This is a genomic window from Stappia sp. 28M-7, from assembly GCF_014252955.1.
GTDB lineage: Bacteria > Pseudomonadota > Alphaproteobacteria > Rhizobiales > Stappiaceae > Stappia.
Window position 1 is genome coordinate 471952 of record NZ_JACMIA010000001.1, and the last position, 25166, is coordinate 497117.

24 protein-coding genes are annotated in these 25166 nt (G+C 68.2%); 9 read left to right on the top strand and 15 right to left on the bottom strand.

Annotated elements, in window-relative coordinates:
• Positions 1-16: 16 nt before the first annotated feature.
• The 4 genes from H7H34_RS02125 to H7H34_RS02140 are packed head-to-tail and all read right to left on the bottom strand — an operon-like array spanning position 17 to position 3384.
• Complete coding sequence (locus H7H34_RS02125) at positions 17-1024, bottom strand: DUF1839 family protein (RefSeq protein ID WP_185924089.1); 1008 nt, start codon at positions 1022-1024, stop codon at positions 17-19.
• Positions 1025-1026: 2 nt separating this feature from the next.
• The gene (locus tag H7H34_RS02130) at positions 1027-1938 is read right to left on the bottom strand and encodes an amino acid--[acyl-carrier-protein] ligase (RefSeq protein ID WP_245164943.1); all 912 of its coding nucleotides are present in this window, start codon (positions 1936-1938) and stop codon (positions 1027-1029) included.
• Between the two features lie 13 nt (positions 1939-1951).
• Positions 1952-3133: an acyl-CoA dehydrogenase family protein gene (locus tag H7H34_RS02135; RefSeq protein ID WP_185924090.1), complete on the bottom strand. Its 1182-nt coding sequence runs from the start codon at positions 3131-3133 to the stop codon at positions 1952-1954.
• Positions 3133-3384 (bottom strand): acyl carrier protein, encoded by a 252-nt coding sequence (locus tag H7H34_RS02140; RefSeq protein ID WP_067337794.1) that lies wholly within the window; start codon positions 3382-3384, stop codon positions 3133-3135. The genes H7H34_RS02135 and H7H34_RS02140 overlap by 1 nt, the downstream gene beginning before the upstream one ends.
• A gap of 413 nt (positions 3385-3797) precedes the next feature.
• Between H7H34_RS02140 and pcaF the strand changes: the two genes are divergently transcribed.
• On the top strand, positions 3798-5003 hold the full coding sequence (gene pcaF / locus H7H34_RS02145; protein WP_185924091.1) for a 3-oxoadipyl-CoA thiolase: 1206 nt from the start codon (positions 3798-3800) through the stop codon (positions 5001-5003).
• A 136-nt stretch (positions 5004-5139) separates the two neighbouring features.
• Positions 5140-5430: a PilZ domain-containing protein gene (locus tag H7H34_RS02150; protein WP_158592741.1), complete on the top strand. Its 291-nt coding sequence runs from the start codon at positions 5140-5142 to the stop codon at positions 5428-5430.
• Positions 5431-5432: 2 nt separating this feature from the next.
• Here the strand turns inward: H7H34_RS02150 and H7H34_RS02155 are convergent, their stop codons facing one another.
• The 4 genes from H7H34_RS02155 to H7H34_RS02170 all read right to left on the bottom strand — a co-directional run bounded on the left by H7H34_RS02155 (position 5433) and on the right by H7H34_RS02170 (position 8862).
• The gene (locus tag H7H34_RS02155) at positions 5433-6251 is read right to left on the bottom strand and encodes a hypothetical protein (protein WP_185924092.1); all 819 of its coding nucleotides are present in this window, start codon (positions 6249-6251) and stop codon (positions 5433-5435) included.
• Positions 6248-7318, bottom strand: a complete 1071-nt coding sequence (locus H7H34_RS02160) for a glycosyltransferase family 4 protein (protein WP_185924093.1) — start codon at positions 7316-7318, stop codon at positions 6248-6250. Before H7H34_RS02160 ends, H7H34_RS02155 begins: the two co-directional genes overlap by 4 nt.
• Positions 7318-7716 carry a 6-pyruvoyl trahydropterin synthase family protein gene (locus H7H34_RS02165; RefSeq protein ID WP_185924094.1) on the bottom strand — a complete coding sequence of 133 codons (399 nt, stop codon included), beginning with the start codon at positions 7714-7716 and terminating at the stop codon, positions 7318-7320. The genes H7H34_RS02160 and H7H34_RS02165 overlap by 1 nt, the downstream gene beginning before the upstream one ends.
• A gap of 114 nt (positions 7717-7830) precedes the next feature.
• Positions 7831-8862, bottom strand: a complete 1032-nt coding sequence (locus H7H34_RS02170; RefSeq protein WP_185924095.1) for a zinc-dependent alcohol dehydrogenase — start codon at positions 8860-8862, stop codon at positions 7831-7833.
• A 105-nt stretch (positions 8863-8967) separates the two neighbouring features.
• Here H7H34_RS02170 and mdoH point away from each other — a divergent pair, with 105 nt between their 5' ends.
• The 4 genes from mdoH to H7H34_RS02190 all read left to right on the top strand — a co-directional run bounded on the left by mdoH (position 8968) and on the right by H7H34_RS02190 (position 14492).
• Positions 8968-10863, top strand: coding sequence for a glucans biosynthesis glucosyltransferase MdoH (gene mdoH / locus H7H34_RS02175; protein ID WP_120270300.1), 1896 nt, complete (start codon positions 8968-8970; stop codon positions 10861-10863).
• Between the two features lie 156 nt (positions 10864-11019).
• Positions 11020-11514: a hypothetical protein gene (locus tag H7H34_RS02180; protein WP_185924096.1), complete on the top strand. Its 495-nt coding sequence runs from the start codon at positions 11020-11022 to the stop codon at positions 11512-11514.
• 57 nt (positions 11515-11571) lie between these two features.
• A complete protein-coding gene (locus H7H34_RS02185) occupies positions 11572-12864 on the top strand; it encodes a CaiB/BaiF CoA transferase family protein (protein ID WP_185924097.1) in 1293 nt (430 codons plus the stop codon).
• Positions 12861-14492, top strand: coding sequence for a thiamine pyrophosphate-binding protein (locus H7H34_RS02190; protein WP_185924098.1), 1632 nt, complete (start codon positions 12861-12863; stop codon positions 14490-14492). The genes H7H34_RS02185 and H7H34_RS02190 overlap by 4 nt, the downstream gene beginning before the upstream one ends.
• Before the next feature lie 27 nt (positions 14493-14519).
• On the opposite strand, the gene H7H34_RS02195 is transcribed toward H7H34_RS02190, so the two are convergent.
• The gene (locus tag H7H34_RS02195) at positions 14520-14996 is read right to left on the bottom strand and encodes a DUF302 domain-containing protein (RefSeq protein WP_185924099.1); all 477 of its coding nucleotides are present in this window, start codon (positions 14994-14996) and stop codon (positions 14520-14522) included.
• Positions 14997-15191: 195 nt separating this feature from the next.
• Entirely contained in the window at positions 15192-16352 is a 1161-nt protein-coding gene (locus H7H34_RS02200) for a YeeE/YedE family protein (protein ID WP_185924100.1), read from the bottom strand.
• Between the two features lie 272 nt (positions 16353-16624).
• Here H7H34_RS02200 and H7H34_RS02205 point away from each other — a divergent pair, with 272 nt between their 5' ends.
• Both H7H34_RS02205 and H7H34_RS02210 read left to right on the top strand, forming a co-directional pair.
• Positions 16625-18007, top strand: coding sequence for a tetratricopeptide repeat protein (locus H7H34_RS02205; protein ID WP_185924101.1), 1383 nt, complete (start codon positions 16625-16627; stop codon positions 18005-18007).
• A 145-nt stretch (positions 18008-18152) separates the two neighbouring features.
• A complete protein-coding gene (locus H7H34_RS02210) occupies positions 18153-19433 on the top strand; it encodes an OpgC family protein (protein WP_185926404.1) in 1281 nt (426 codons plus the stop codon).
• A 73-nt stretch (positions 19434-19506) separates the two neighbouring features.
• On the opposite strand, the gene H7H34_RS02215 is transcribed toward H7H34_RS02210, so the two are convergent.
• The 4 genes from H7H34_RS02215 to H7H34_RS02230 all read right to left on the bottom strand — a co-directional run bounded on the left by H7H34_RS02215 (position 19507) and on the right by H7H34_RS02230 (position 23038).
• Positions 19507-20364: a CE1 family esterase gene (locus H7H34_RS02215; RefSeq protein WP_185924102.1), complete on the bottom strand. Its 858-nt coding sequence runs from the start codon at positions 20362-20364 to the stop codon at positions 19507-19509.
• A gap of 133 nt (positions 20365-20497) precedes the next feature.
• Positions 20498-20620: a DUF2474 family protein gene (locus H7H34_RS02220; protein WP_185924103.1), complete on the bottom strand. Its 123-nt coding sequence runs from the start codon at positions 20618-20620 to the stop codon at positions 20498-20500.
• A complete protein-coding gene (gene cydB / locus H7H34_RS02225; RefSeq protein WP_185924104.1) occupies positions 20620-21627 on the bottom strand; it encodes a cytochrome d ubiquinol oxidase subunit II in 1008 nt (335 codons plus the stop codon). The genes H7H34_RS02220 and cydB overlap by 1 nt, the downstream gene beginning before the upstream one ends.
• A gap of 4 nt (positions 21628-21631) precedes the next feature.
• Complete coding sequence (locus H7H34_RS02230; protein ID WP_120270290.1) at positions 21632-23038, bottom strand: cytochrome ubiquinol oxidase subunit I; 1407 nt, start codon at positions 23036-23038, stop codon at positions 21632-21634.
• A 316-nt stretch (positions 23039-23354) separates the two neighbouring features.
• Here H7H34_RS02230 and H7H34_RS02235 point away from each other — a divergent pair, with 316 nt between their 5' ends.
• Positions 23355-24125 carry a sterol desaturase family protein gene (locus tag H7H34_RS02235; RefSeq protein WP_185924105.1) on the top strand — a complete coding sequence of 257 codons (771 nt, stop codon included), beginning with the start codon at positions 23355-23357 and terminating at the stop codon, positions 24123-24125.
• A gap of 16 nt (positions 24126-24141) precedes the next feature.
• Here H7H34_RS02235 and H7H34_RS02240 read toward each other — a convergent pair whose 3' ends face one another.
• The gene (locus H7H34_RS02240; RefSeq protein WP_120270288.1) at positions 24142-24960 is read right to left on the bottom strand and encodes a potassium channel family protein; all 819 of its coding nucleotides are present in this window, start codon (positions 24958-24960) and stop codon (positions 24142-24144) included.
• Between the last annotated feature and the right edge of the window lie 206 nt (positions 24961-25166).

Genomic DNA, 25166 nt, shown 5'->3' on the forward strand with positions numbered 1-25166 from the left:
CCGCACCGTGTGCGCGTCACGCGGCGAGCATGCGCAGGCGTGCGGGGAGTTTCTCTTCCAGCCCCGCCATCAGCGTGTCCCAGGCCGTGGCCGCCGGGGTCAAGGCCTCGCCGAGACCCGCGAAGCGCTTGCGCGCCAGCGCCCGTGCCAGCTGGAACTGCAGCGTCTTGCAGCATTCGGAGATGGCGCGTGCAGCCTCCGCCTCCGCCGCAAGACTGCCGTCCTCGGCGAGCCAGTCGAGATGGCTTGCCGCCAGCTCGAAATTGGCGCCCGCCTGGCGCAGCGTGTTGAACGCGTATTTGTGGAAGGCCTCGAAGGGACGCTCCGACAGGGCCTCGATCTCGGCTGCGAAGCTAGACGCATAGGCGGCAAAGGGATTGTCCTTCGGCCGTCGCGCCAGATGCCCGGCGAGCAGCTTCCAGGCGATCTCGCGCGGATTGCCGGCCAGGGAAGCATCGGGCGCCGTCTCGGGCAGCTTGGCGAACTCGGTATAGGGCAGGAAGGGCAGGCGCTGCGCATGCGTGCCGCGCTGGAATACCCCGTCGAAATCCTCGCCCTCCAGTTCGAAGAAGCCGGCATTGTGGAAGTAGCGCAGGCGCTTGGCATCTTCGTCCAGCGCGGTGATCGCCACCGTCGTCTTGCCGTGCTCGATCCGGTAGCTGACGCCCTGCGTGTCGGGCAGGAAATAGCTGTCCACCTCGACGAGGCACAGCCGGCCGCGGGCGATCTGCGTCGCCACATGCTGCTCGACCGGCTCGTAAACCGCCAGTTCCGTCGCGCGGATGCCGTACAGGGTTTCCAGGTCCTCCAGCGGCACCTTGAAGAAGGTGAACTGGTCGCCCTCGAAATCCTGCGCCACGGTGAAGCCGAGCATCGCCTCCACCGGCAGGCCGAGCGCATGCAGCACCTCGATCCAAAGATCGACATAGCAGTTTGTCTCCGGCCACATCCGGCCTGCGTCGTGCAGGGGATGCGGCCGGTAGCCGTCGGCCCGAAGGGCGGAGAGCCTGTCGAACGCGGGCATGGTCAGCCCCACAGCGCCTTGCGCACGTCCGCGGGCCAGTCGGCCGTGTCCAGCCCGTGGCGGGCGAACAGCGCGAGCGCGATCCGCTCCAGGCCGAAGCCGACGCAGGCCGTGTGGGCGGTCTCGCCATCGGCGGTCTTCAGGCCCCAGGTCGTGCCGAAGTGGTCCTGGTGGTAGTTGAAGCTGAGGCAGGCGGTCTTGTTGGCCGACGAGGTCACCGGGATCAGCAGCTCGAATTTCAGCTTCTGCTCGCGCTGGCTGTTGCCCATCATCTTGCCGGCACGGCCGAAGAACGGATCGTTCGCCGTGTCCAGCTCGACATCGAGGCCGACGGCGGAGATCAGCTTCTGCCCGCGCTCCATCCAGTCCTCGCGGAACTCCATCACCTCGTCCGGCGTGCCCATGCGCACGAACTCGCGCATGCGGAACAGCTGCATGCGGGCCGGGTCCTTGGACGGTTCATGGCGGAAGCAGTAGGACTGCAGGTCGAACAGCCCGCCGCCGGCCGGCAGCGGTCCGCGCTTGGACACCACCGGATAGAGCGGGTAGCAGGCGGCCGGCGTCAGCACCACGTCGGTGCCCTTCTGGCCTTCCGTCCAGTCGCCGCCCTCGGCGATGCACTGCAGCAGGTTCATGTGATCGAGCTCGCAGCCGCAGAAGCTGTGCACGGTGCCGGCCAGCTGCGGGAAGCTCTTCATGTAGCCCGAGCCCTCGAAATGGGCGCGGTTCATGCCCGGCGGGAAGCGGATCACCTCCGGGCGCGCGTCTGCCGGCGCATGGGCGTCGATCAGCTTCTCGAAGCGCGCGATCACGTCCTCGAAGGCGCCGCTGCGGCCGTAGAGGCCGTCGATGCCGGTGTCGATCAGCAGGCCGGCGGCAAGCAGCCGGTCGAGCAGCGAGCTCTGCATGTCCATGGTTCCCTCCCGATCAGCCATAAAGGCTGGTGTCCTGCTTGTGCACGAGCAGCATGGTCGACGTGTTGCCGAGGATGCGGTCGTTGGAAATCATCAGCTGGGCCGAATGCGCGTCGCGCAGGTGCCGGCCGAGGCTGAAGGGCGTGCCGTTCTTGTAGGCGAGGATGCCGCAGATCAGCATGCAATGATTGATGATCGACAGGATCGTCTGCGAACTGGCGATCTTCAGGTTGTTCATCGCCACGGCAAAGCTCATGGCCGAGAGCTTGTCCTCGTCCAGCCGTGCCGCGTCGTATTTCTCGATGGCTGCCACGATGCTGGCCTTGACGCCCTGCAGCAGGGCCGAAGCCTCCGCCACGCGCAGCGCGCCGGGGGGCGTCTGGTCGGGGCTGCGGCGGGCGGCAGCACGCACGAAGGCCTGCGCCTTGGCGAAGGCATCGGCCGCGATGCCGTACCACACCGCACTCCACAGGATGTGCGAATGGGCGAGCATCGACTGGGCAGCGATCTCGGCAAAGGGCCGGGGCAGGATCTGCTGCGCCGGAGCCTCGCCCTTGAACAGGAACCCGTCCGAGCAGGTGCCGCGCATGCCCAACGTGTCCCACACATGGGTGCGTTCGAGCGTGTACTGGTCCTTCAGGAAGACGGTCATCACCTGGTCGCTTGAGGCAGCCTGCGGGTGCGCGCGCGATGTGATGAGGATGGCGTCGGCTTCCGTGCCGTAGGAGATGACGGTGGCATCCTTCTGCAGCCGGCAGGTGTCGCCCTCGACCTCGATCGCGCAGATCGAGTTGCGCAGGTTGCCGCCGATGCCCCCTTCCGTGGTCGCCGAGGCCAGCAGCAGCTGCTCCCCCGCGACCCGGCTCATGAAGGCGCGATGCCAGGTGTCGCCTTCGCCGTGGCTGACGAGGCTGGAAACCTTGATCTGGTGCATGGCGAAGACCATCGCCGCGGCCGAGCACGCCTGCCCCAGGATCGTGCAAAGCTCGGAAATCTCCGCGACCGATGCACCGTCGCCGCCCAGGTCCGTCGGGATCTGGCAGCCGAGCAGCCGCTCCTGGCGCATGGCGTCGACCGCCTCGCGCGGGAAGCGCGCCTCGATGTCGACCGCATCTGCGTGGGTGGCGGCGATCGCTGCCACTCGCCGCATGCGCTCGAACAGCGTCATCGCCATTGCGGAGCCGAGCGCGTTCATCACGCCACCTGCTCGCCCGGTGCGAGTTCGGCCACTGCCGAAGAGATCGCGCCGATGCTGGAGAAGGTCTTGCGGTTGAGCATGGTCTCGGGGAACTCGATGTCGAACCGCTCCTCCAGCGCCAGCATCAGCTGGACCGAGGCGAAGGACGACAGGCCAGCGGCATAGAGATCCGCATCATCGGCAAGCGTGGCGACATCCACGGGAAGCTTGCCGTGACTGGCAATGATCTTCCTCACGTCCTCGGTAATCGGCATTGTCGTTCTCCTGTAAATTCGGCGCTCTGCTAAATTGTTTCTGCTTCTTGTGGCGGTGTTGGACGTGTTGTCGCATGTTCGAATTGAAAATATCTAAACTTGAATACAGACGCCGTCGCGAAATTTGTTAAGGTTAAAATTGAACTTCTCCTCCGCGCCGGGCCGTCCTCGCCGTGCACAGGGACACGCTATATCAGCAAGCCCTGCGGGCAGGGCGGAAAAGACGTCTTCTCTTCGCAGCCACCGTCTGCTGGTGGCCGTCCTGCGCCGGAAGTTGGCGCTGCTCGTTTTAATTGACCGTCCGGTCGATCAATTATTAAATGCCGGCGATGGGCGTTGACGCCTGCCCGCATGGCGGGGAAAAAGACGCCGGCAACAACGGCCCGGCCGGACCAGGGAGATTTCTGATGCGCAATGCCTATATCGTCGATTACGTCCGCACGCCGATCGGCCGCTTCGGCGGTGCGCTGTCCTCGGTCCGGGCGGACGATCTGGGCGCGGTGCCGATCCGTGCGCTGATCGAGCGCAATGGCGGCGTGGACTGGGCGCGCGTCGATGACGTGATCTATGGCTGCGCCAATCAGGCAGGCGAGGACAACCGCAATGTCGCGCGCATGGCCGCGCTTCTTGCCGGCCTGCCGGTCGAGGTGCCGGGCACCACGGTCAACCGCCTGTGCGGCTCGGGCATGGACGCGGTGATCATGGCCGCGCGCGCCATCCGCACCGGCGAGGCCGATCTGATGATCGCCGGCGGTGTGGAGAGCATGTCCCGCGCGCCCTTCGTCCTGCCCAAGGCCGACAGCGCCTTTTCCCGCCATGCCGAGATCCACGACACCACCATCGGCTGGCGCTTCGTCAATCCCGTGATGAAGGCGCAATACGGCATCGATTCCATGCCCGAGACGGCGGAAAACGTCGCCGAGGACTACAAGGTCGCGCGTGCGGATCAGGACGCCTTCGCCGCCCGCTCGCAGGACCGCGCCGTCGCGGCCCAGGAGAACGGCCGCCTTGGCCGCGAGATCGTCCCCGTGACCATCCCTCAGCGCAAGGGCGATCCGGTCGTCGTTGACCGCGACGAGCACCCGCGCGCCGGTACCACCGCCGAAAAGCTCTCCAAGCTGCCGACCCCGTTCCGTCAGGGCGGTTCGGTGACCGCCGGCAATGCCTCCGGCGTCAACGACGGTTCTGCCGCGCTGCTGATCGCTTCCGAAGAGGCTGTGAAGGCCTATGGCCTGACGCCGATCGCCCGCATCATTGGCGGGGCGGCGGCCGGCGTGCCGCCGCGCGTCATGGGCATCGGTCCGGTGCCGGCGACGCGCAAGCTGATGGCGCTGCTGGGGCTGTCGATTGCGGATTTCGACGTGATCGAGCTGAACGAAGCCTTCGCGGCGCAGGGGCTGGCGGTGATGCGCGAGCTGGGGCTGGCGGACGACGCGGCGCATGTCAACCCGAATGGCGGCGCCATTGCGCTCGGCCATCCGCTCGGCATGTCGGGCGCGCGCATCGTCGGCACGGCGGCGCTGGAGCTGGCCGAACGCGGCAAGTCGCGTGCGCTCGCCACCATGTGCATCGGCGTCGGCCAGGGCATCGCCTGCGCTATCGAGCGCGTCTGAGGCCTTAGTTATCTGGGAAGAAACTTCCCGCAGTCTCTTGACGGTCGGCGGTCCGCGGGCGGACAACCGCACTGAGATTCCGGAAAATGGGGCAGACCGCGGCGGGTTTCGCCGCGGCCGGAATATGGAGATCGACATGGAAGACGGCGCGGACGATCCACGGCGCAGCAGCCGGGTGAGAACGCTCAAGCAGGGAAGACTGGTGCTGCAGGGCAAGGGAGGGTTCGGCATCGATTGCCGGATCGTCAATCTCTCGCCTCATGGCGCCCGGCTGAAGCTGGAAACGCCGCTGACCCGCAGCGAGGCCGTCGACCTCGTCTTCCTTCCTGAGAATATCCGGACCCCGGTCAAGGTCATCTGGCAGGAGGAAAACCAGATGGGGGTGGAGTTTTCCGAACCCCTCACCTGGCTGAAGAACCTGACCTGATCCTAGCTGCGGGGCAGGGCGGCAAGGTCGAAATGGCCGACCCGGGTCACCAGCTCGCCTGCCCGGATCTGCTCCAGTCGCAGGGCCAGCCACGCCTCCAGCGCAGCGGCATCCGCGCCGGTCTCGCGTGCCGCCTGCGCCCAGCCTTCCACCAGCATCGTCTGGAATGCGGTTTCCCCGGGCAGTGCCTCCCAGTCGGCGGCGCCGTCCGTGACCTGCAGGCCCGCCTTGCGGAACGCGGCTGCGGCATGGGCATGGGCTTTCGGCCCCAGCGCCGGCCCGAAGCCCTTGTCGCTGCCCTGATGCGCCCGCATCGCCGCATGCACGGTCTCGTCGAAGGGATGTTCCGGCTCCAGCGCCTGCCGTCCGTCATAGGTCAGCATGGCGAGGAACGGCAGCCCGCGCGTGGCCAGCGTCTCAGCCAGCCCGTCGATCCACTGCGCCGACACGAGGTCGAGAAAGGCGGAGGTGGTCACCGCGTCGATGCCGTCCAGCAGCCCGGCCGGGAGCCCCGGCGCCAGGTCCGCCGCGACGATCTCCGCCGCCAGTCCGTCGCGTTCGGCCATGTCTGCGGCCAGTGCCATCAATGCCGGATCGTGCTCGGCAAGGCGCCAGCTGGTGGGAAAGCGCAGATGCGGATGCAGCGCGCGCATCGTCGCGCCGGTGCCGGCGCCAAGGTCGAGGATCACCAGCGGCGCGTCGCCCTTCCTGCGCGCACGGGTCTCGAGGTGGCCGAGAAAGGCCTCGCGCACGGCCGCATTGCGGGCCCGCAGGTCCGCCGGTTCGCGCGCGGAAAGCCAGTCGCCGGAAAAGCCGCTCATCTTGCAATCTCCGCAATCAGGGCGGCGAGCCGCCGGGCCTGGTCCTGCCAGCCGGGAAGGCCCTGCGCATGGGCGCGCGCCGCCTGTGCCATTGTTTCGGTGCGCCGCGGATCGTCCGCCAGCTGCCGGATCGCCGCACCCACGTCGTCCGCGTCGCCGGCCTCGCACAGGATGCCTGCCGCACCCGGAACGGTGTCGCGTACCGCGCCGGCGCCGGTCGCGATGACGGGAAGGCCATGCGCCATCGCCTCGACGAAGGCCATGCCGTAGCCCTCGTAGAGCGTGGTCAAGGCGAATGCATCCGCCTGGGCATAAAGCGCCTCGAGCGCCGCCTTCGGCAGGGCGCCGTGCAGGCGCACCTGCCGCGACAGGCCGAGCCGGTCGATCTCCGCGCGCACCCGGCTCGCGTGGGCCGGGTCGAGTTCGGCGCTGCCGGCGATATCGAGGGTGATCCGCGTGTCGCCAAGGCCGGCAAGGGCTGCCAGCAGCGTGGGATGATCCTTGCGCGGCACCAGCGAGCCGACGCACAGCAGTCGGAACGGATCGCCCGGTTGCCGGCGGATCCGAGTGGGCAGCGGCGGCAGGACAAGACCCGGCTCCAGCACGCTCACCTGCTCGCTGGCGACGCCGAACTCGGCGATGACGGCGCCGGCGGTGGCCGCGCTTGTCGTCACCACGTGGCGCGCCAGTGCCAGCGCCCGGCGCTCGCTGGCATGCAGCTCCGCCGCCCGGTCTGCGGGCACGCCGCTCTCATGGGCCAGCGGATGGTGGACGAGGGCGATCAGGCGCAGCCGCTGGGCATGCGGCGCGGCGATGGCGTCCATCACGCCGAAGGCCAGCCCGTCGATCATCACCGCCTCGCCATCGGCAAGGCCGGCGAGAAGGCGTTCGCCGGCTTCAAGCGTGGCCGGCGAGGGCGCAGGATAGCCCTCGCCGAGCGTCAGCGCGGTTGCCTCGACGCCGATGGCGGCCAGGGCCGCGAGCAGCTCGCGGTCGTAGACATAGCCGCCGGTCGGCGTCTCCAGCCGGCCCGGATAGAGAAAGGTGAGCCGGGCTGCGGCCGTCATCAGATCTTGCCTTCGTACCAGGCCCGTGCGGCATGGGACTCGTGCAGCGTCACGCGGATCGAGGTGAGCTCGCTGCCCGGACGGCCGAGACGGTTCTCGCGCGCGGCCTTGGCCAGCGCGTCGAAGATGTGACGGCTCAGGAACTCGGTGGTCGTGTTCTTGCCCTTGAACTCCGGCACGTCGTCGAGATTGCGGTAGTTCAGCGGCGTCAGCGTTTCCTTGAGCACTTCGTGCGCACGGCCGATGTCGATGACGATGCCGTTCTCGTCGAGCTCCTGCGAAAAGAACGCGGCGTCGACCACGAAGGTCGCACCGTGCAGCTGCTGCGCGGGGCCGAAGACGTCGCCCTTGAACGAATGGGCGATCATGATGTGGTCGCGGACTTCGACGGCATGCATGTGTCGGGATCTCCTGTTGGAACCGGGCGGACGCGCTTCTGGCTTGGGGACAATACGCAAGGCGGCCGCATCCGGGTCGGTGCGGCGCGCATGTGACGTCAAATTGCGCCGACTTCAGGGCGCGGCAGCCGGTCCGTCGTTGTTTTGCACGTCGTTTTCCGCTCCATGGCGGATCGGCTGCGCCAGCACCGGCACCCGGCCGGCGAAGATCTCCGGAAGCCGCTCGGCGGCCTGCGCGATGGAAATCGGCGGCGAAATCAGCGTATCGAGTGCCGGGTCACACAGAAGTGACAGGGCGGTCTCCATGCGCCGGCGATAGGTCCAGCGCGCCTGCCGGTCGGGCGGCAGGCTGCCGACCTGGCTGGAACGCAGCGTCAGCCGCCGGCTGTGGAAGCCGCCGCCCAGATGCGCGGTCACCGGCTTGGCGCCATACCAGCTCATCTCCACCACCTTCGCCTCGCGTCCGGCCAGCGAAAGTGCGGTGTCGAGGCCGGATGGGTGGCCCGAGGTGTGAAAGACGAGGTCCTGGTCGAGCGGGGCATCGCCCGGCAGGGCGAAGGCTGCGCCCAAGGCATGCGCATGGCGTTCCTTCGCCGGATCGGTGTCGACCACGGTGACCCGCGTGCCGGGCAGGCGGGCGGCCAGATAGGCGACCAGCAGCCCGACGACCCCGCCGCCGACCACGGCAACGTGATCTCCCGGTGAGGCGCCGCCGTCCCATAACCCGTTGAGCGCGGTTTCCATATTGGCCGCCAGGATCGCCCGCCGCGCGGGCACGCCGGCAGGAATCTTCACGGCGGCGGAACCGGAGACGGTGAAGTGAGTTTGATGAGGATGGAGAACGAAAACGGTTTCGCCGGTTCGCGCCGGATCGCCCTCGACGATTTCGCCGACACAGGCGTAGCCATATTTGACCGGAAAGGGGAAATCCCCCTCCTGGAAGGGTGCGCGCATGCGCTGCCATTCGCTTTCCGGCACCGCTCCGGTGAAGACGAGGCGCTCGGTACCAAGGCTGATGCCGCTCCACAAGGTGCGCACCAGAACCTCGCCCTCAGCCGGCCTCCGTACTTCTTGCAGGCGCAGTTCCAGCGTCTCCGGGCCCGTGGTCCAGAGTGCTTGTGCATCGCAAGAAAATTTATTTGGCATGCTGCGCTGCGTCACAAATCCTCCTTAGTCCGAGGCAACGTATAGCGCAACAGAAGGGGCTGGGCATCCGCTATCGCCGACCATCTGTTTACGAGGCTGTGTTTCATGTTCCAGAGCAGGTTGCCGACTTACCTCACACCGGATTCCTCCGGCACCGGCGTCATTGCGCCGTCCCCGGACCTTCACCAGGCTGCGCCCGCAGATGCCGCAAGGCTCGCGCGCCGGCGCGCCGTTTTCGCCACTCTCGTCCTCGCCTCCATGGCCGGATTGACCACGTTGCTGGGCATCGCCTTTTCCGGCGACGGCGGCGTCACCTGGGCCGAGTGGCTGATGATCGCCTGCTTCCTGCTGACCTTGCCCTGGACGGCAATCGGCTTCTGGAACGCGGTGGTCGGCCTTGCGGTCATGCGCCTGTCGCGCGATCCGCTGGCTACCGTCTCGACCCTGCGCCCGGGTGATGTCACCCGCGACAGCACGTCGTCGACCGCGATCCTGTCCTGCATCCGCAACGAGGATGTCGACGATGTCGCCGCCTCGCTCGATGCGATGGCCGCCGATCTCGTGCGCTCCGGCCGGTCCGCCGGCTTCACGCTCTATGTCCTCAGCGACACCAATGTCGAGGAGATCGCCGGCCGCGAGGAGCGCGCCTTCGCCGAGCTCGCCGCGCGCTGGGAGGGCCGTCTGCCGGTTCTCTACCGCCGCCGGTCGGAGAACCCCGGCTTCAAGGCCGGCAACATCCGCGACTTCCTGGACCGCTGGGGCGCGGCGCACGACTATGCCATCGTCCTGGATGCCGACAGCTTCATGTCGGCCAGGACCATGCTCGACATGGTCGCGCGCATGGATGCCAACCCGCGCGTCGGCATCCTGCAGACGCTCGTCGTCGGCATGCCGACCACCAGCGCCTTCGCCCGCATTTTCCAATTCGGCATGCGTCTCGGCATGCGCTCCTACACGCTGGGCAGCGCCTGGTGGCAGGGCGATTGCGGTCCCTATTGGGGCCACAACGCGATCCTGCGCGTCGCGCCCTTCGCCGAGCATTGCCACCTGCCCAAGCTCCCGGGCAAGGGGCCGCTGTCCGGCTGGGTGCTGAGCCACGACCAGGTCGAGGCGGTCCTGATGCGCCGTGCCGGCTACGAGGTGCGCGTGCTTCCCGTCGAAAGCGAAAGCTTCGAGGAGAACCCGCCCAACATGCTGGAGTTCATCCGCCGCGAGCTGCGCTGGTGCCAGGGCAATCTCCAGTACATCAAGCTGCTCGGCCTGCCGGATCTCAAGCCGGTCAGCCGTATCCAGCTGGTGCTGGCGATCCTGATGTTCGTCTCCGCCCCCGCCTGGCTCACCTTCATGGTCACCGGTGCGTCGCTGGTTGCCTTCGGCAGCGGCGAGCTGATCCGCTTCGACCTGACGGCCGGCTTTGCGCTGTTCCTCATCGTCATGACGATGATCTTCGCGCCGAAGATCGCGACCTTCCTCGACATTCTTGCCGACCGGAAGCTGCGCAACGCCTTCGGCGGCGGTCTGCGGGTGACGGCAAGCTGGGTCGCCGAGCTGGTCTTCTCCATGCTGATGGCGCCGATCGTCGCCGTCGCCGTGACCCTGTTCGTCGCCGGCCTGCCCTTCGGCAAGGCCATCGGCTGGGGCGCGCAGATCCGCGACAACCGCACCCTGCCGCTCGGCCTGTGCGCGTCCAAGCTGTGGCCGCAGACCCTGTTCGGCCTCGCCGGCTTCACCTTTGCGTTCACCGTGACGCCGGATCTGGTCTGGCCGCTGCTGCCGGTCATCCTCGGTCCGTTTCTGGCCGTGCCGCTTGCCCGCCTGACCTCGGGCGAGACCGCCGGCCGCCTGGCGCTCGCCTCGCATCTGTGGCGCCTGCCGGAAGAGGTCACGCCGGCCGAGTGCCTGTTGCCGCTGCGTCTTCCCGCCCATGCCTCGCTCGGCGTCTCCTTCGGCGGGGCGCATGGCGGCGCCATGGCGCCGGATCTCGCCCGCGTCGACGGCTGAGCTCGGCTCTTGCGTCCCGGCGGATCACTCCGGCCTCTCGCCGTGGTGATCCGCCGTGCCCATCCTGTCGCGGGCCGTTGATTTGAGCGGATCGCGCCTTTGCGTCACTTTGTCCCTGCCGCCGGGCGCGCCGCCCGGCCACGGGAGACAGATGCCATGCAATCTCACGCCGCCCCGGCCGACGCCGCTGTCCGCTTCTTTCCGCCGCTCACCCTGGCAACCTTCGTCACCGCGCTCATCGCTGGCGTGCTTGCCGACGGCACCTGGGAGATCTGGGCAAGGGTGATCACGCCGCTATGGGTCGGCGGTCCGCTGCAGCCGGCAGCCCTCGTCCAGTCGGTTTTCGGCTTCAGCAGTTTCGCGCTTGCCGAGGCGATCCACCTCGTCGTCGGCGTGGTGTTCTATCCGCTCGGCTATCTCTTCATCGCAAAGCCCATCGCCGACCGCTTCCTGCCGTTCCTGCCCTGGCCCGTCGTGGCGCTGGGCTATGGCGTCGGCCTGTGGGTCTTCGCGCTCTACATCATGGCGCATCTGTTCGCCGGCCTGCCGCCTTTCCTGAACTTCATCACCTTGACCTGGGCTTCGCTCATCGGTCACCTCCTGTTCGGGCTGGTCGTCGGCATCGTGGTGCGCTGGCGGTTGCCGGCATGAGCCGTCCCCGTTCCGGCCTCCGCCGTTCCTGTCGCCCCTGTTCCCTAACGAGGTGAAATGACGTCGTCCGATACCGCTTCTTCCCCTGCCGATCCGGCTCCCGGCGGCAGGGGGCCGCTTGCCGGAGTGAAGGTGCTCGACCTGTCCCGCATCCTCGCCGGCCCCACTGCCACCCAGCTGCTCGGCGATCTCGGTGCCGATGTGGTCAAGATCGAGCGGCCCGGCAGCGGCGACGACACCCGCGGCTGGGGACCGCCCTTCCTGCGCGATGCGGACGGCAACGAGACCCGCGAAAGCGCTTATTACCTTTCCTCCAACCGCAACAAGCGTTCGCTCGCCGTCGACCTGTCGAGCGAGGAGGGCATTGCCCTAGTGCGCCGGTTGGCGCGCTGCGCCGATGTGCTGGTGGAGAATTTCAAGGTCGGCGACCTTGCCCGCCGCGGCCTCGGCTACGAGGCGCTGTCGGCGGAAAATCCGGGTCTCGTCTATTGCTCGATCTCCGGTTTCGGTCAGGACGGCCCCTATGCGCACCGGGCCGGCTACGACTTTCTCATCCAGGGCATGGGCGGGCTGATGTCGCTCACCGGCCGGCCGGATGCGGAAGGCGGCGAGCCGACGAAGGCGGGCGTCGGCATCGCCGACGTCATGTGCGGCATGTACGCGTCCAGCGCCATCCTCGCCGCGCTGCATCACCGCAGCGCCACCGGCGAGGGCCAGCATCTCGACATCGCCCTGTTCGACACCCAGGTCGCCTGGCTGATCAACCAGGGCGTCGCCTGTCTCACCGACGGCAATGTGCCGCCGCGCCGGGGCAATGCCCATCCCACCATCGTGCCCTACAACGCTTATCCGGCGCGCGACGGGTCCTTCATCCTCGCCGTCGGCAACGATGCGCAATTCGCCCGCTTCTGCGAGGTGGCAGGCAAACCGGAGCTTGCCCGCGACCCGCGCTTTGCGCGCAACGCCGACCGGGTGCGCAACCGGCTGGAGCTGGAGCCGGAGGTTGAGCGGCTGACGGTGACCCGCGACCGCGCCGACTGGATCGCCGCGCTGGAGGCGGTCGGCGTGCCCTGCGGCCCGATCAACGATGTCGGCGAGGTCTTTGCCGATCCGCAGGCCGTTCATCGCGGCATGCGCATCGAGATGGAGCACCCGCTCGGGCCCGACGGACGCGTCGCGCTGATCGGCAACCCGCTGAAGCTCTCGCGCACGCCCGTCACCTATCGCCGTGCGCCGCCGCGCCTTGGCGAGGGCGGCGGCGAAGCGCTGGCCGAATGGCTCGGAGAGGACGACAATGGCATCCGGGCGCTCGCGGAAAGCGGCGCCATCGTGCTGGCGGAGACGGAATGAGCGGGACGGGAGCGGACTTCATCGCCGCAAAGCTGCGGCAGGCCGGCTGCACCCATGCCTTCGGCATGCCGGGCGGCGAGGTGCTGGCGCTGATGGGCGCGCTGGAGGAGGCGGGCATCGCCTTCCAACTGGTGAAGCATGAGAATGCCGGCGGCTTCATGGGCGAGGGCGTCTGGCATGCGCAGGCCCGCGCCGGGCGCGAGGCGCCCGCCGTCCTGCTCGCCACCCTCGGGCCCGGCGTTGCCAACGCGGTCAACGTGGTCGCCAACGCGCTGCAGGACCGGGTGCCTCTCGTCTTCCTGACCGGCTGCGTCGATGCCGGCGAGGCGGAAACCTACACCCATCAGGTCTTCGACCACGGCGCCCTGCTGCGCCCGGTGGTCAAGGCGAGCTTCCGCGCCGCCCCCGGCGCGCTCGGGGCGATGATGGACAAGGCGATCCTCACCGCGCTGGAAGGTCAGCCCGGTCCCGTCCATGTCGATGTGCCCATCGGTGTCGCGGAAGACGCCTGCGGGGAGCGGCTAGCCTCCCTCCCGCCGCGCGTGTCGCCGCGCGATCTTTTGCCCACGGGTCCGTCGCTGGAGGCGGCGCGCGCGCTGCTTGCACGCGCCGAGCGTCCCATCGCCATCGCCGGCGTCGATGCGGTCAACGAGGATGCGGGCGCAGCCATCGCCGCCTTCTGCCGGGCGCACAACGTGCCGCTCATTACCAGCTACAAGGCCAAGGGCCTGCTCGACGAGGCCGATCCGCTGGCGCTGGGCGGTGCCGGCCTCTCGCCGCGTGCCGATGCGCACCTGTTGCCGCTGCTGGCGGCTTCCGACTGCATCCTGCTTCTCGGCTACGATCCGATCGAGATGCGCATCAACTGGCGAAACCCGTGGCCGGCCGATGCGCCGGTGGTGGAAATCGCTGCCAGCCCGCGCCGGCACGGCATGCATGCCGTCCGTCATCTCCTGCCCTGCGGCGTTGCGCCGGCGCTTGCCGCATTGGGTGAGGGGCTTGCGCCGCGTGCCACCTGGCCGGGCGGGGAGATCGCGGCCGCGCGCGCAGCGCTTGCCGGCCAGTTCGCACCCGAGCCCTCGGGTTGGGGTCCGGCCGCCGTGTTCCATACCCTGCGGGACGTCTTGCCGGCTGAGACGGTGGCGACCGCCGACAGCGGCGCCCATCGCATCCTGGTCTCGCAGGTCTGGCGTGCCGGCTTCCCGCGCGCCATGCTGCAGTCCTCGGCCCTGTGCACCATGGCCTGCGCCCTGCCGCTCGGCATCGGCCATGCCATCGCCGAGCCGGAGCGTCCGGTGGTCGTCTTCGTCGGCGATGCGGGGCTGGAAATGGGGCTCGGCGAGCTCGCCACCTTGCGCGACCTCGGCCTGCCGGTTCTGGTCTGCGTTCTGGTCGACGAGAGCCTTGCCCTCATCGAGCTGAAGCAGCGCGCCAGCCAGCGCCCCAATGTCGGCGTCGACTTTGCGGGCACGGACTTTCCGGCCCTTGCCCGCGCGCTCGGCGGCCACGGTGTGTGGGTGGACGATGCCGAAACGCTGGCCCGCGAGGCGCAGGCGGCACTTTCCCGCGACACCTACACCCTGCTCGCCTGCCGCATCGGCCGGCGCGCCTATGACGGCAAGTTCTGAGGGGCACCGGACAAGCGGCGGGCGGCCTCACTCCTTGCCTGCCGCCCGCTCGCCGATTGTCCGGAAGATGAGGTCGAGTTCGCCGGCGAGGGCCGCCAGATCCTCGCCGCCTTCCTCCATGTAGGGAGCGAAGACCCGGCTCGGCTCCTTCCACGAGAGCGTCGCCGTTCCCTCTGCGGTCTCCGTGACATAGAAGCGGATCGGCGCCTCGATGCCGGCAGCAATGCTGGCCTTCAGCATCCGCCGGGCGAAGTCGTTGCGATAGACGCCGATCACCCGGTTGCCCGGGATGGTGATGCCCTGCATAGCCGCCCCGTCGGAGGCGCTCGCCTGCGTCACCAGCCCCATCTTTTCCGCCGCGACCGCGTCTTTCAGCCGCTCTACCAATTCGGCGAAGCCGTGCTGCGTCTCGATCACCGTCCAGCCCGGGCGCGGGGCGATCTGCGCATGCGCGGTGGCGGCAAGCAGCGGCAGCAGGGTGAGGCAAAGCAGCAGCGGGCGCATCGGTTCGGCTCCGGTCGCAAGGAGTGAAAGAGCCTTGAGCCTAGCCCGTGCGCGCCGCCCGCGCCCTGCACGAGCGCTTGAGCCGCGATCACGATTGTCGGAGCCTCCCGGCATTCCGTGGCGGAGGCACCAAAGCAAAAGGGCCGGAACGCGCTGCGCGTTCCGGCCCTCGTGCCGATGTCGTACCTGGCTGTCTCAGCCCATGCCGAGCTTCAGGCGCAGCCGCGTGCCGACCAGGCTTCCCATGAAGCCGAAGACCAGCCACAGCCAGCCGTGCAGCGAGCCGGAGGCGATGCCGCCGAGATAGGCGCCGATGTTGCAGCCATAGGCGAGCCTTGCGCCGTAGCCCATCAACAGGCCGCCGAGGATCGCGGTCGCAAGGTCGCGGCCCGACAGCTTCCACACCGGCGCATACTTGCTGGCGAGCGCTGCGGCCGCCATGGCGCCGAACAGGATGCCGAAATTCATCACCGAGGTCGCATCGGCGAAGACCGAGGCCTCCAGCGCGCCCTTCTGCCACTGCCAGTAGGGCCAGTCGGTGACGGTCACGCCGACGCCCTGCAGGATCTTGGCGCCCCACAGCGCGAAGCCCGAGGTGATGCCCCATGGGCGGCCGAGCACGATGAAGGTGGCGATGCCGACCAGCGCGATGGCGATCGCGCCGAGGGCCAGCGACCACGGGCCGGTCAGGAACGAGACGGTGGCGCGCGGCTCGGCAAGGCTACCATGCGCTTTCTTCTCCATCCGCACGCTCCACAGCGCGATCAGCGCCAGCACGGCAGCGGTCGCGGCATAGGCGCCGAGCGGGCCGAACTCGCTCACCAGGGAGACCGCCGGCAGCTTGGGCAATTGGCCCCACAGGTGCATGTGCGGGGTCGCGGCGACCGAGCCGGCGATGAAGGCCGCCAGCGTCACCATCATGCGGGTCGAGCCGCCGCCGGCGGTGAACAGCGTGCCGGAGGCGCAGCCGCCGCCCAGCTGCATGCCGACGCCGAAGGCGAAGGCGCCGATGGCCGCGGCGATGCCGAAGGGAAACACGAATCCGCCGGTCGGCATGCCGAAGGAGGCACCCCAGGCGATCAGCGGGAAGGAGACCGCGGAGGTCAGCAGGATCAGCAGGAACTGGGCCCGCAATCCGCCGCCGCGCTTCTCCGTCACCAGCCGGCGCCAGGCCGCGGTGAAGCCGAAGCTGGCGTGGTAGAGCGCAAGGCCGGCGAAGCCGCCGATCACGACGGCGGCACCGAGCCGCCAACCGCCGGCATTGGCGGCGAGCACGGCAACGCTCGCAAGGCCGGCGAGCGAAAGCGCCAGCACGTTGCGGTTGGGGCCGGAAAGGGTTTGGGCGAGGCTTGTCATGATCCTCATCTAGCGCGAGCGCGAGCGTTTGCGAAAGGTATCGCATTCCACGACCGGGCGCCTCGGCGCAAATCGGGTTCCGCCATTTCGCCTTCTTTGGAAGATACGTCTCCTGACGGGGAGTGCTGTACACGCCGGCCGCAAGCTTTTGTGTTTTGCTTGTCATCGGAGCGGGCGGGACACTGCTGGGGCTGACAGGACCCACGTCCGCTGCCCGGCTTTCATCGCCGGTCTGCGGCAGGCGGCTTCAAGGCCGCCGGCAGGATGCGACGATGACACTCACCGACGCCTATGGCTACCCGCTCACCCTCTCCCATGCCGGCGCGTTGACGCCTTGGCGGGGAGTGGTGCGCGCTTTCCTCTCCCACGGCTGCGCGACGCCCGATCTCGTTGCCGAGACGCTGCGCCTTGCCCCGGACTTCGCCTTCGGCCACGCCGCCCACGGCCTCTTCTGCATGCTGCTCGGCCGGCGGGAGCTGGTCGCCGTCGCCGCCGAGGATCTGGAGCGCGCGCGCACCGCCTCGGCCGCCGTCGGGGTCAGCCCGCGCGAGGCCGCCGTGGTCAATGCGCTCGGCGACTGGCTCGCCGGCCATCCCGCCCGCGCGGCCGCCCGGCTGGATGCGGCCCTTGCCGATCATCCGGCCGACCCTCTCCTGATGAAGCTCGTCCACGCCATCCACTTCGTGCTGGGCGATGCCGGCGGCATGCGTCGCTCGCTGGCCGGCGTCGAGCAGGCCTTCAACGCCGATCATCCCGAGCGCGGCTACTTCCTCGGCTGCCAGGCCTTCGCGCTGGAGGAGACGGGCGACTACGCGCTTGCCGAGCGCCTCGGCCGCGAGGCCGTGGCGCTTGCGCCGGACGATGCCTGGGGCCTGCATGCGGTCGCCCATGTCTACGACATGACCGCGCGGGCGGAGGAGGGGCGTGCCTGGCTGGAGGCCAACACCGCCGCCTTCTCCCACTGCAACAATTTCCGCTTCCACGTCTGGTGGCACCTGGCCCTGATGTATCTGGAGCGCGGCGACATCACCCGCGTGCTGGAGCTCTACGACGAGGAAATCCGCGCTGAGCGCACCGACGACTATCGCGACATCTCCAACGCGGCCTCGCTGTTGGTGCGGCTGGAGATCGAGGGCGTCAATGTCGGTGGCCGCTGGGACGAGCTCGCCCGCCTTGCCGAGGCGCGGGTCGACGACCGCTGCAACATCTTCGCCGATCTCCACTACATGCTGTCGCTGGAAGGCGGCGACCGGCGCGAGGCTGCCGACGCGATGATCGCCTCCATGGGCGCCCATGCCGGGGAAGAGACCGACATGGGCCGCATCGCCGCCGCCGCCGGCATGCCGGCCGTCCTCGGTCTGGAGGCCTGGGCACGCGGCAACTACTTCTCCGCCTTCCGCCATCTCGACCGTGCCCGCCCGCAGCTCTTCCGCATCGGCGGCAGCCACGCGCAGCGCGACGTGTTCGAGCGGCTGGCCATCGAGGCGGCGCTGCGCGCCGGCCTTTGCATCGATGCGGAACGGCTTTTGCGCGAGCGCGTTACCCTTCGAGGCGGGATCGACCGCTTCGCGGAAGTCCGGCTGGAACGGGCCGAGCGGATGCGACGGGCCACCCGCCTGATGCAGGACGAGGCGCTGCGGGCGATCCCGGCGTGAGCGGTATGGGAAAACCGCGGGAATTCGGTGCAGCCAGGCATGCCTGGGGTTGTTCTGCCCTTATTGGGCCATGATCGGCGGGTGAAAGAACCCGCCTCGCCGGCAGGCTCGCCGGCGGCAGGAAGAGGATCTTCTGCTCGTGAACATGCATGTTTCGCCGGCCCTTAGCCCCCCGCGTCCGCGCGATCCAAGGCTCGATTTCTTTCGCGGCCTCGGCATGTTCATCATCTTCGTGGCACATCTGCCGGGCAACACCTGGACGCTGTGGATCCCGGCCCGTTTCGGCTTTTCCGACGCGACCGAGATCTTCGTCTTCTGTTCGGGCATGGCCTCGGCACTCGCTTTCGGTAAGGTCTTCGATCAGCACGGCTGGCTGATGGGCATCGCGCGCACCGGCCACCGGATCTGGCAGGTCTATTTCGCCCATGTCTGCCAGTTCCTGGTCATCGCCGCCGGTCTCGTGTGGATCCAGCAAAGCGGCTATCTGTCGGAGTGCTGCGGCCTGAGCGAGGACTATGTCGCCTCGCTCAACCTGTGGCCCTTCTTCGAGCAGACGGGCGAGGCGCTGCCGGGCCTGCTGACCCTCACCTATGTGCCGAACTATTTCGACATCCTGCCGATGTACATCGTCATCCTGGCCTTGATGCCGGTGGTGATGGCTTTCTCCCGCATCTCGCGGTGGGCCGTGTTCGCCCTGATGGCCGGTCTCTGGCTGGCAGCGGGGCAGGGGCTGCTCGATCTCCCGGCAGAGCCCTGGTCGGACCGGCCCTGGTTCTTCAATCCCTTCGCCTGGCAGCTCGTCTTCTTCACCGGCTTCGCCTTCATGCGCGGCTGGATCCCGGCTCCCCCGGTCTCGGCGGCGCTGGTCGCCCTGTCGGCGGTCGTCGTGCTGGCCTCCGTGCCCTTCGCCTGGCACGTCGCCTACAACGAGGTGCCGGAATTCCTGGCTGTCCGCGACGCGATCACGCCGCTGTGGGACAAGACCACCTTCGGCGCCTTCCGCTATCTGCACTTCCTTGCGCTGGCCTATCTCGCCTGGGTGGCGGTCGGCGCGGGCGGCGCGCGCCTGCTTGCGGAAAATCTCTGGGGCCGTTTCGTGAATGTCGTGCGGAAGGTCGGCCAGCAGTCGCTCGCCGTCTTCCTGGCCAGCCTGGTGCTGGCCCAGGCCATCGGCATCCTGCGCGACATGGCCTGGGGCCGCGGCGATCCGCTGGCCGAGTTCCTGGCCAATATGGGTGGCTTCGCCGGCCTGATTGCCGTTGCCTATCTCGTCTCCTGGTACAAGAAGCAGCCCTGGCGCCGCTCGCCCGCCGGAAAGTCGGGACCGGGGCCGAAGTCCTCCGACGGCGGCTCGGCCAGATCCGAGCGCAGCCCGGCCGCCCGTGCCGCGCAGCCGGCCCGGACCGACCCGGCCATGACGAACTAGGAAAGATCGGCCGGGCGGGGCGAGGATATCCCGCCTGCCCGGCTCGGTCCTGATTTCGGCGCCAGCTTCAGCCTCAACCGGTCCAGCCGCGCCGCTGCGCGATCAACTGCCAGCCCTGCTCCACCCATTCGGCGCGAATGCTGTGCCCGCCCGCATGCAGGCAGACTTCCAGAAGACCCGGACCCGCGCTCGCCTCCTGCAGCTGGCAGGATAGGCCCTGCGCCGGTGCCTCCTGCGGAAACGCGGGCGCAAGCCCCGCCTGCCGCTGCCACAGGGCAAGGCTCTTGGCGACGTCCGACTGCCGCCAGTGCTCGCCGATGGCCCGGCCCTCCAGCGGCACCGTCTGGTCCGCCGTGCCGTGCACATGCACCAGCATCGGCACGGGCGAGGGGCAGGCCTCCGGCACCGGATCCCAGAACGCTCCGGCCACCGCCACATATCCGGCGAAGAGCTCGCCCTCGCGGCAGGCGATGTTCCAGGCCATCGAACCGCCCATCGAAAAGCCGGTCAGCACGGTCTTCTCGCCGGCAATGCCGAAGCGGTCCTTCAGATCCGCCGCCAGCGCCCGGAAGAAGGCGAACTCGTCGCGCAGTTGCCGGGGCGCGCCGGGATAGGACCAGGTGCCGCCTTCCCCTTGCGGGGCGACGAAGGCAACACCCAGCCGGTCGGCAAGCCGGGCCCAGGCGCTGTTGCGCATCTCGGCTTCTGCCGAGCCGCGCCAGCCGTGCAGAAAGATGATCGCTCCCTTGGGCGCTCCGCCTTGCGGCAGGCGGATGCGGTATTCGCCCCCCGCAATGGTGCAGGGTGTCTCGATGCCGCAGCCCGGCGCGGTGCCGGCGGAGGCGCCAGGGGGGACTGAGAGCACCAGGCCGCTCAGAACGGCGGCGGCGAGCGGGGGAAAACGGCGTGCGAAAGAGGCGGGACGGAACATCGGCAACTCCCGGCAGGACGGATGCGGGCCCCAGCATGAGCCCGTATCCTCCCTCTCGGCAAGCGTGTGCTGCCTGCCGCCCCTCACGCTTCGGTGAGGGGCGCCGGTCGCCCGGGTTTGCAGCTTGCCGAGCTTAGAGGATCGCCCAGCGGATCAGGCTGGCGATCACGAACAGCGTCGCCACGCCCGCCAGCCACAGCCCGGCGAACCAGGCGAGCCGCTGATAAAGCGGCCGCTCGGAGCCCTCCCGCGTCATCAGTGATACCCCTCGTCCGGCCGCACCTTGCCGCGGAACACCCAGTAGGCATAGCCGCTATAGGTCAGGATCATCGGGATCAGCACCACCGCCCCGATCAGCAGGAATTCCAGCGAACTGTCGGGAGCGGCCGCCTGCCAGATGGTGATCGAGGTCGGCACCACATAGGGGAACAGGCTGACGCCCAGGCCGACGAAGGTGACGAGGAAGAGCCCGAGGCTGGCCAGGAACGGCATCCCGTCGCGGGTCGAGCGCAGGCTGGTGAACAGCAGCACGGCGAGCGCGGCCACGAAGATCGGCACCGGTGCGGTGTAGAAGATCTGCGGGACCTCGAACCAGCGCGCGGCGAATTGCGGATGCAGCGCCGGCGTCCACAGGCTGACCACGGCGATCATCGCCAGCAGCAGCCCGCCGAGGACCCTCGCCTTGTCGCGGAAATGCTCCTGCATCGGGCCTTCGCACTTCCACACCAGCCAGGTGGCGCCGAGCAGCGCGTAACCGATCACCACGGCAAGGCCGGTGAGCAGCGAGAACGGCGTCAGCCAGTCGAGCCAGCCGCCCGCATAGGCGCGCCCTTCCACCTCGATGCCCTGAATGATGGCGCCGAGCGCGATGCCCTGCGCCAGTGCGGCGGTCAGCGAACCCAGGAAGAAGGCGACGTCCCAGACCCATTGCCGGTGCGCCGGTGCCTTGAAACGGAATTCGAAGACGACGCCACGGAAGATCAGGCCGAACAGCATCGCCATGATCGGCACGTAGAGGGCGGGCATCAGCACCGCATAGGCCAGCGGGAAGACGGCATAAAGCCCGCCGCCGCCCAGCACCAGCCAGGTCTCGTTGCCGTCCCACACCGGGGCGACGGAATTCATCATCACGTCGCGCTCGGCCTTGGAACGGGCGGTGGGAAACAGGATGCCGAGGCCGAGGTCGAAGCCGTCCAGCACGACATAGAGAAACACGGCGGTGGCGATCAGCAGGGCCCAGATGAGGGCGAGGTCGAAGATCATGGCTCTACTCCGCCGGCTTGGGTTCGTCTGCATAGGCAGGGGCGGGCGTCACGCCCGCCGCGCGGGTCGGCTCGCCCCTTTGCGGCCCTTGCGCATCGCCGCCCGGCCTGTGGCCCATGGCTTTCAGGATGTAGCCGGTGCCGATGCCGAAGACGATGAAATAGACCACGATGAAGACCAGCAGCGAGGTCGCGACCGCCGGTGCGTCGACCGGCGAGATGCTGTCGCTGGTGCGCAGCAGGCCGTAGACCGTATAGGGCTGGCGGCCGACCTCGGTGGTGATCCAGCCGGCCAGCACCGCGATGAAGCCGGTCGGCCCCATCAGCAGGACGGCCCGGTGGAACAGCGGCGTCTCCGCCAGCGTCCCGCGCCAGCGCAGGTAAAGGCTCCACACGCCGATGCCCAGCATCAGGAAGCCGATGCCCACCATCACGCGGAAGGAGAAGAAGACGATGCTCGCGTTCGGCCAGTCCTCGCGCGGGAAGTCCTTCAGCCCCGGCACCCGCCCGTCGAGCGAATGCGTCAGGATCAGGCTGCCGAGCTTGGGCACCTCGATCCGGTAATGCGTCTCGGCCGCCTCCATGTCGGGGATGCCGAACAGGATCAGCGGCGCGCCGTTCTCGCCCTCGAAATGGCCTTCCATCGCGGCGATCTTGGCCGGCTGGTGCTCCAGCGTGTTCAGCCCGTGCATGTCGCCGGCCATGATCTGCACCGGGGTGACGATGGCGGCCATCCACATCGCCATGGACAGCATCACCTTGGCGCCTTCGTTCCCGCGCTCCTTCAGGAGGTGCCAGGCGCCGACCGCGCCGACCACGAATGCGGTGGTCAGGTAGGCGGCCAGCATCATGTGGACGAAGCGATAGGGGAACGAGGGGTTGAAGACGATCTCGAACCAGTTCTCGGGGATGAACTGCCCGGCCTCGTTGATCGAATAGCCTACCGGCGTCTGCATCCAGCTGTTGGCCGACAGGATCCAGAAGCCCGACAGCGCCGTGCCGAAGGCGACCATCGCGGTTGCCATGAAGTGCAGCCGCGGTCCCACCCGGTTGAGGCCGAACAGCATGATGCCGAGGAAGCCGGCCTCCAGGAAGAAGGCGGACAGCACCTCGTAGCCCATCAGCGGCCCGATCACCGGCCCGGTCTTGTCGGAGAAGACCGACCAGTTGGTCCCGAACTGGTAGGTCATCACGATGCCCGAGACGACGCCCATGCCGAAGGCGACGGCGAAGATCTTCAGCCAGTATTTGAAGAGCTGCAGGTAGACCTCGCGCCGGGTCGCCAGCCACAGGCCCTCCAGCACCATCAGGTAGCTGGCGAGGCCGATGGTGAAGGACGGGAAGATGATGTGAAACGACACGGTGAAGGCGAACTGGAATCGCGCCAGGTCGATTGCGGAAAAGTCCATCATACTGGCTCCTTCGCGGGTCTGGCCGGGACGTTGCGACCCTTGCTCGTTCCGCTGGCTCTTGCCCCGCCGGGATGGGCAGGCGGGGTCCTCGGTCCGGAAACTTGCGCGCGCACCGGGGCTTGGCCATGCGACCGATTGAAGCCCGCTGCCTGCCCGCTGGCAACCCCCAGGGCCGGAAATGACCGGTTCCGGCCTTTCCCGGCGTCCGGCGGGCCGGCCTTGCGCGAAATGCCGCAACGCTTGCCGGCCCGCGCCCTTTCGGGGGCGATGCATACCGGCTAGATTGCCGCTACGAAAACTTGCGGCAGGAGGCTGGATGATTTGGCTTCCGATCGGCTGGTCGGGATTTCTTGAAGTCTGGGTGGCGTCCTACGCCGTGCTCTTGCTGCTGTATCTGGGGTTCGGGCTGGCCTTGGTCGCTGCAAACCGCCGCCATCCGGAATGCCGCATCCAGGAGACGCGGCGCTCGGACCGGGCCGGCGCCGAAATCCGCCACAGCCTCGTCGCCCTGATCTCGGTGTCTGGATATTTCGCGGGCGGTCTCTGCCTGCAGGCCAACGGCTATGCGCTGTTCCAGCCGGGAGAGCTGACGGTGCTCTCCTTCCTCGGCTGGTCCTTGGTCTCGGCCATTGCCTATGACACCTGGTTCTACTGGTTCCACCGGGCGATGCACACCAGGGCGCTGTTCCGTTTCCATGCCCTGCACCACCGCTCGGTCACGCCCACGCCCTGGGCCAACAATTCCGATGGGTTCCTCGGCACGGCGGCAGAGCAGGCCTATTTCCTGGTGGCCCCGCTGGTGCTGCCGATCCCGCCGCTCGTCTTGATCCTGCACAAGATCTACGACCAGGGCAGCGGCATGATCGGCCATTGCGGCTTCGAGTATGTCGCCTCGCCGGGTGCGCGAAGGCCCTGGCCGCTGGTCTGCACCACCTTTCACGACCAGCATCATTCGAATTTCCGCTGCAATTTCAGCAACACGTTCTCGGTCTGGGACCGGGTGATGGGCACGCTGCACCCGTCCTACGACCGCAGGGTCGAGGAGATGGAGCATCCCTCGCGCAAAGGTCCGGGCGGCGCGGCCTGAACGCGGCCCGACCGGCTCAGCGCCAGTCGCCCTCGGTCGGGATGTTGAGCGATATGCCGCAATGCTTGCAGTGGACGGCGTCCGGATCGTGCCGGCTCAGCCCGCATTCGGGGCATTTGTGGGCGACCTTCAGCGGCCGGAAGATCGTCTGCACCAGCCGCAGGAACAGCCCGACGCCGACGATCATGATCAGGATGGTCAGCAGCCGCCCGTATTCGTCGGTCATGATGATGTCGCCGAACCCGGTCGTGGTCAGCGTCGTCACCGTGAAGTAGAGCGCGTCGAGAAAGGTATTGATGCCCGGGTTGCGGCCCTTTTCCAGCACATGCACCGCCGCCGAGACGACGAAGATGAACACCGTCAGGTTGACCAGCGCCTGGATCACCTGCTCGTTGCGGCGGAAGAACGGCATGTGCCCCTGCAGCTCGCGGATCAGGTGATAGGAGCGCAGCAGCCGCAGCATGCGCACCACCAAGAGCAGGGCCAGCCCCTCCACGACCGCGCTGGCGAACAGCGAGGCGATCACCACCGCATCGGCCAGCGCCATGAAGCTGACCATCGCCTTGAGCGGCCGGCTGGCTGCGGCCAGCCGCAGCAGGTAGTCGGCCAGCATCACCGCGCCGATGACGTAGTCGAGCCGATTGTCGGTGTCGCTGAGGCCGAACAGGATCGAGGCGAAGAAATAGCCGATGGCGAGAAAGTCGAAGAGCAACAGCCCCATCCGCCAGCGCCGCGAGCGGGCCGAACTGCCGAAATAGAGCCGGCGGACGGCGGATCGGAAACGGGTGAAGGGCGGGTCCTGCGGCTCGGCGTCCGGGCGTGTCTCGGCGGTCATGGCGCGATCATGCGCAGCGCCCCGGCCGGTGGTCAATCGTCCCGGTTCCCGCGCCGCCGGCGGGGCGGACCTGCGGGAACGCAGCGGGCATAAGGGATTCTACACATTGGGCCTTTGGCATTGAGGCTTTTGACTCCGAAGCGAATCGGAGCAAGGTTTCGTTAACCATTTAAGCGGCGGCGGGCCCGACCTGCCGCAGGGTATTT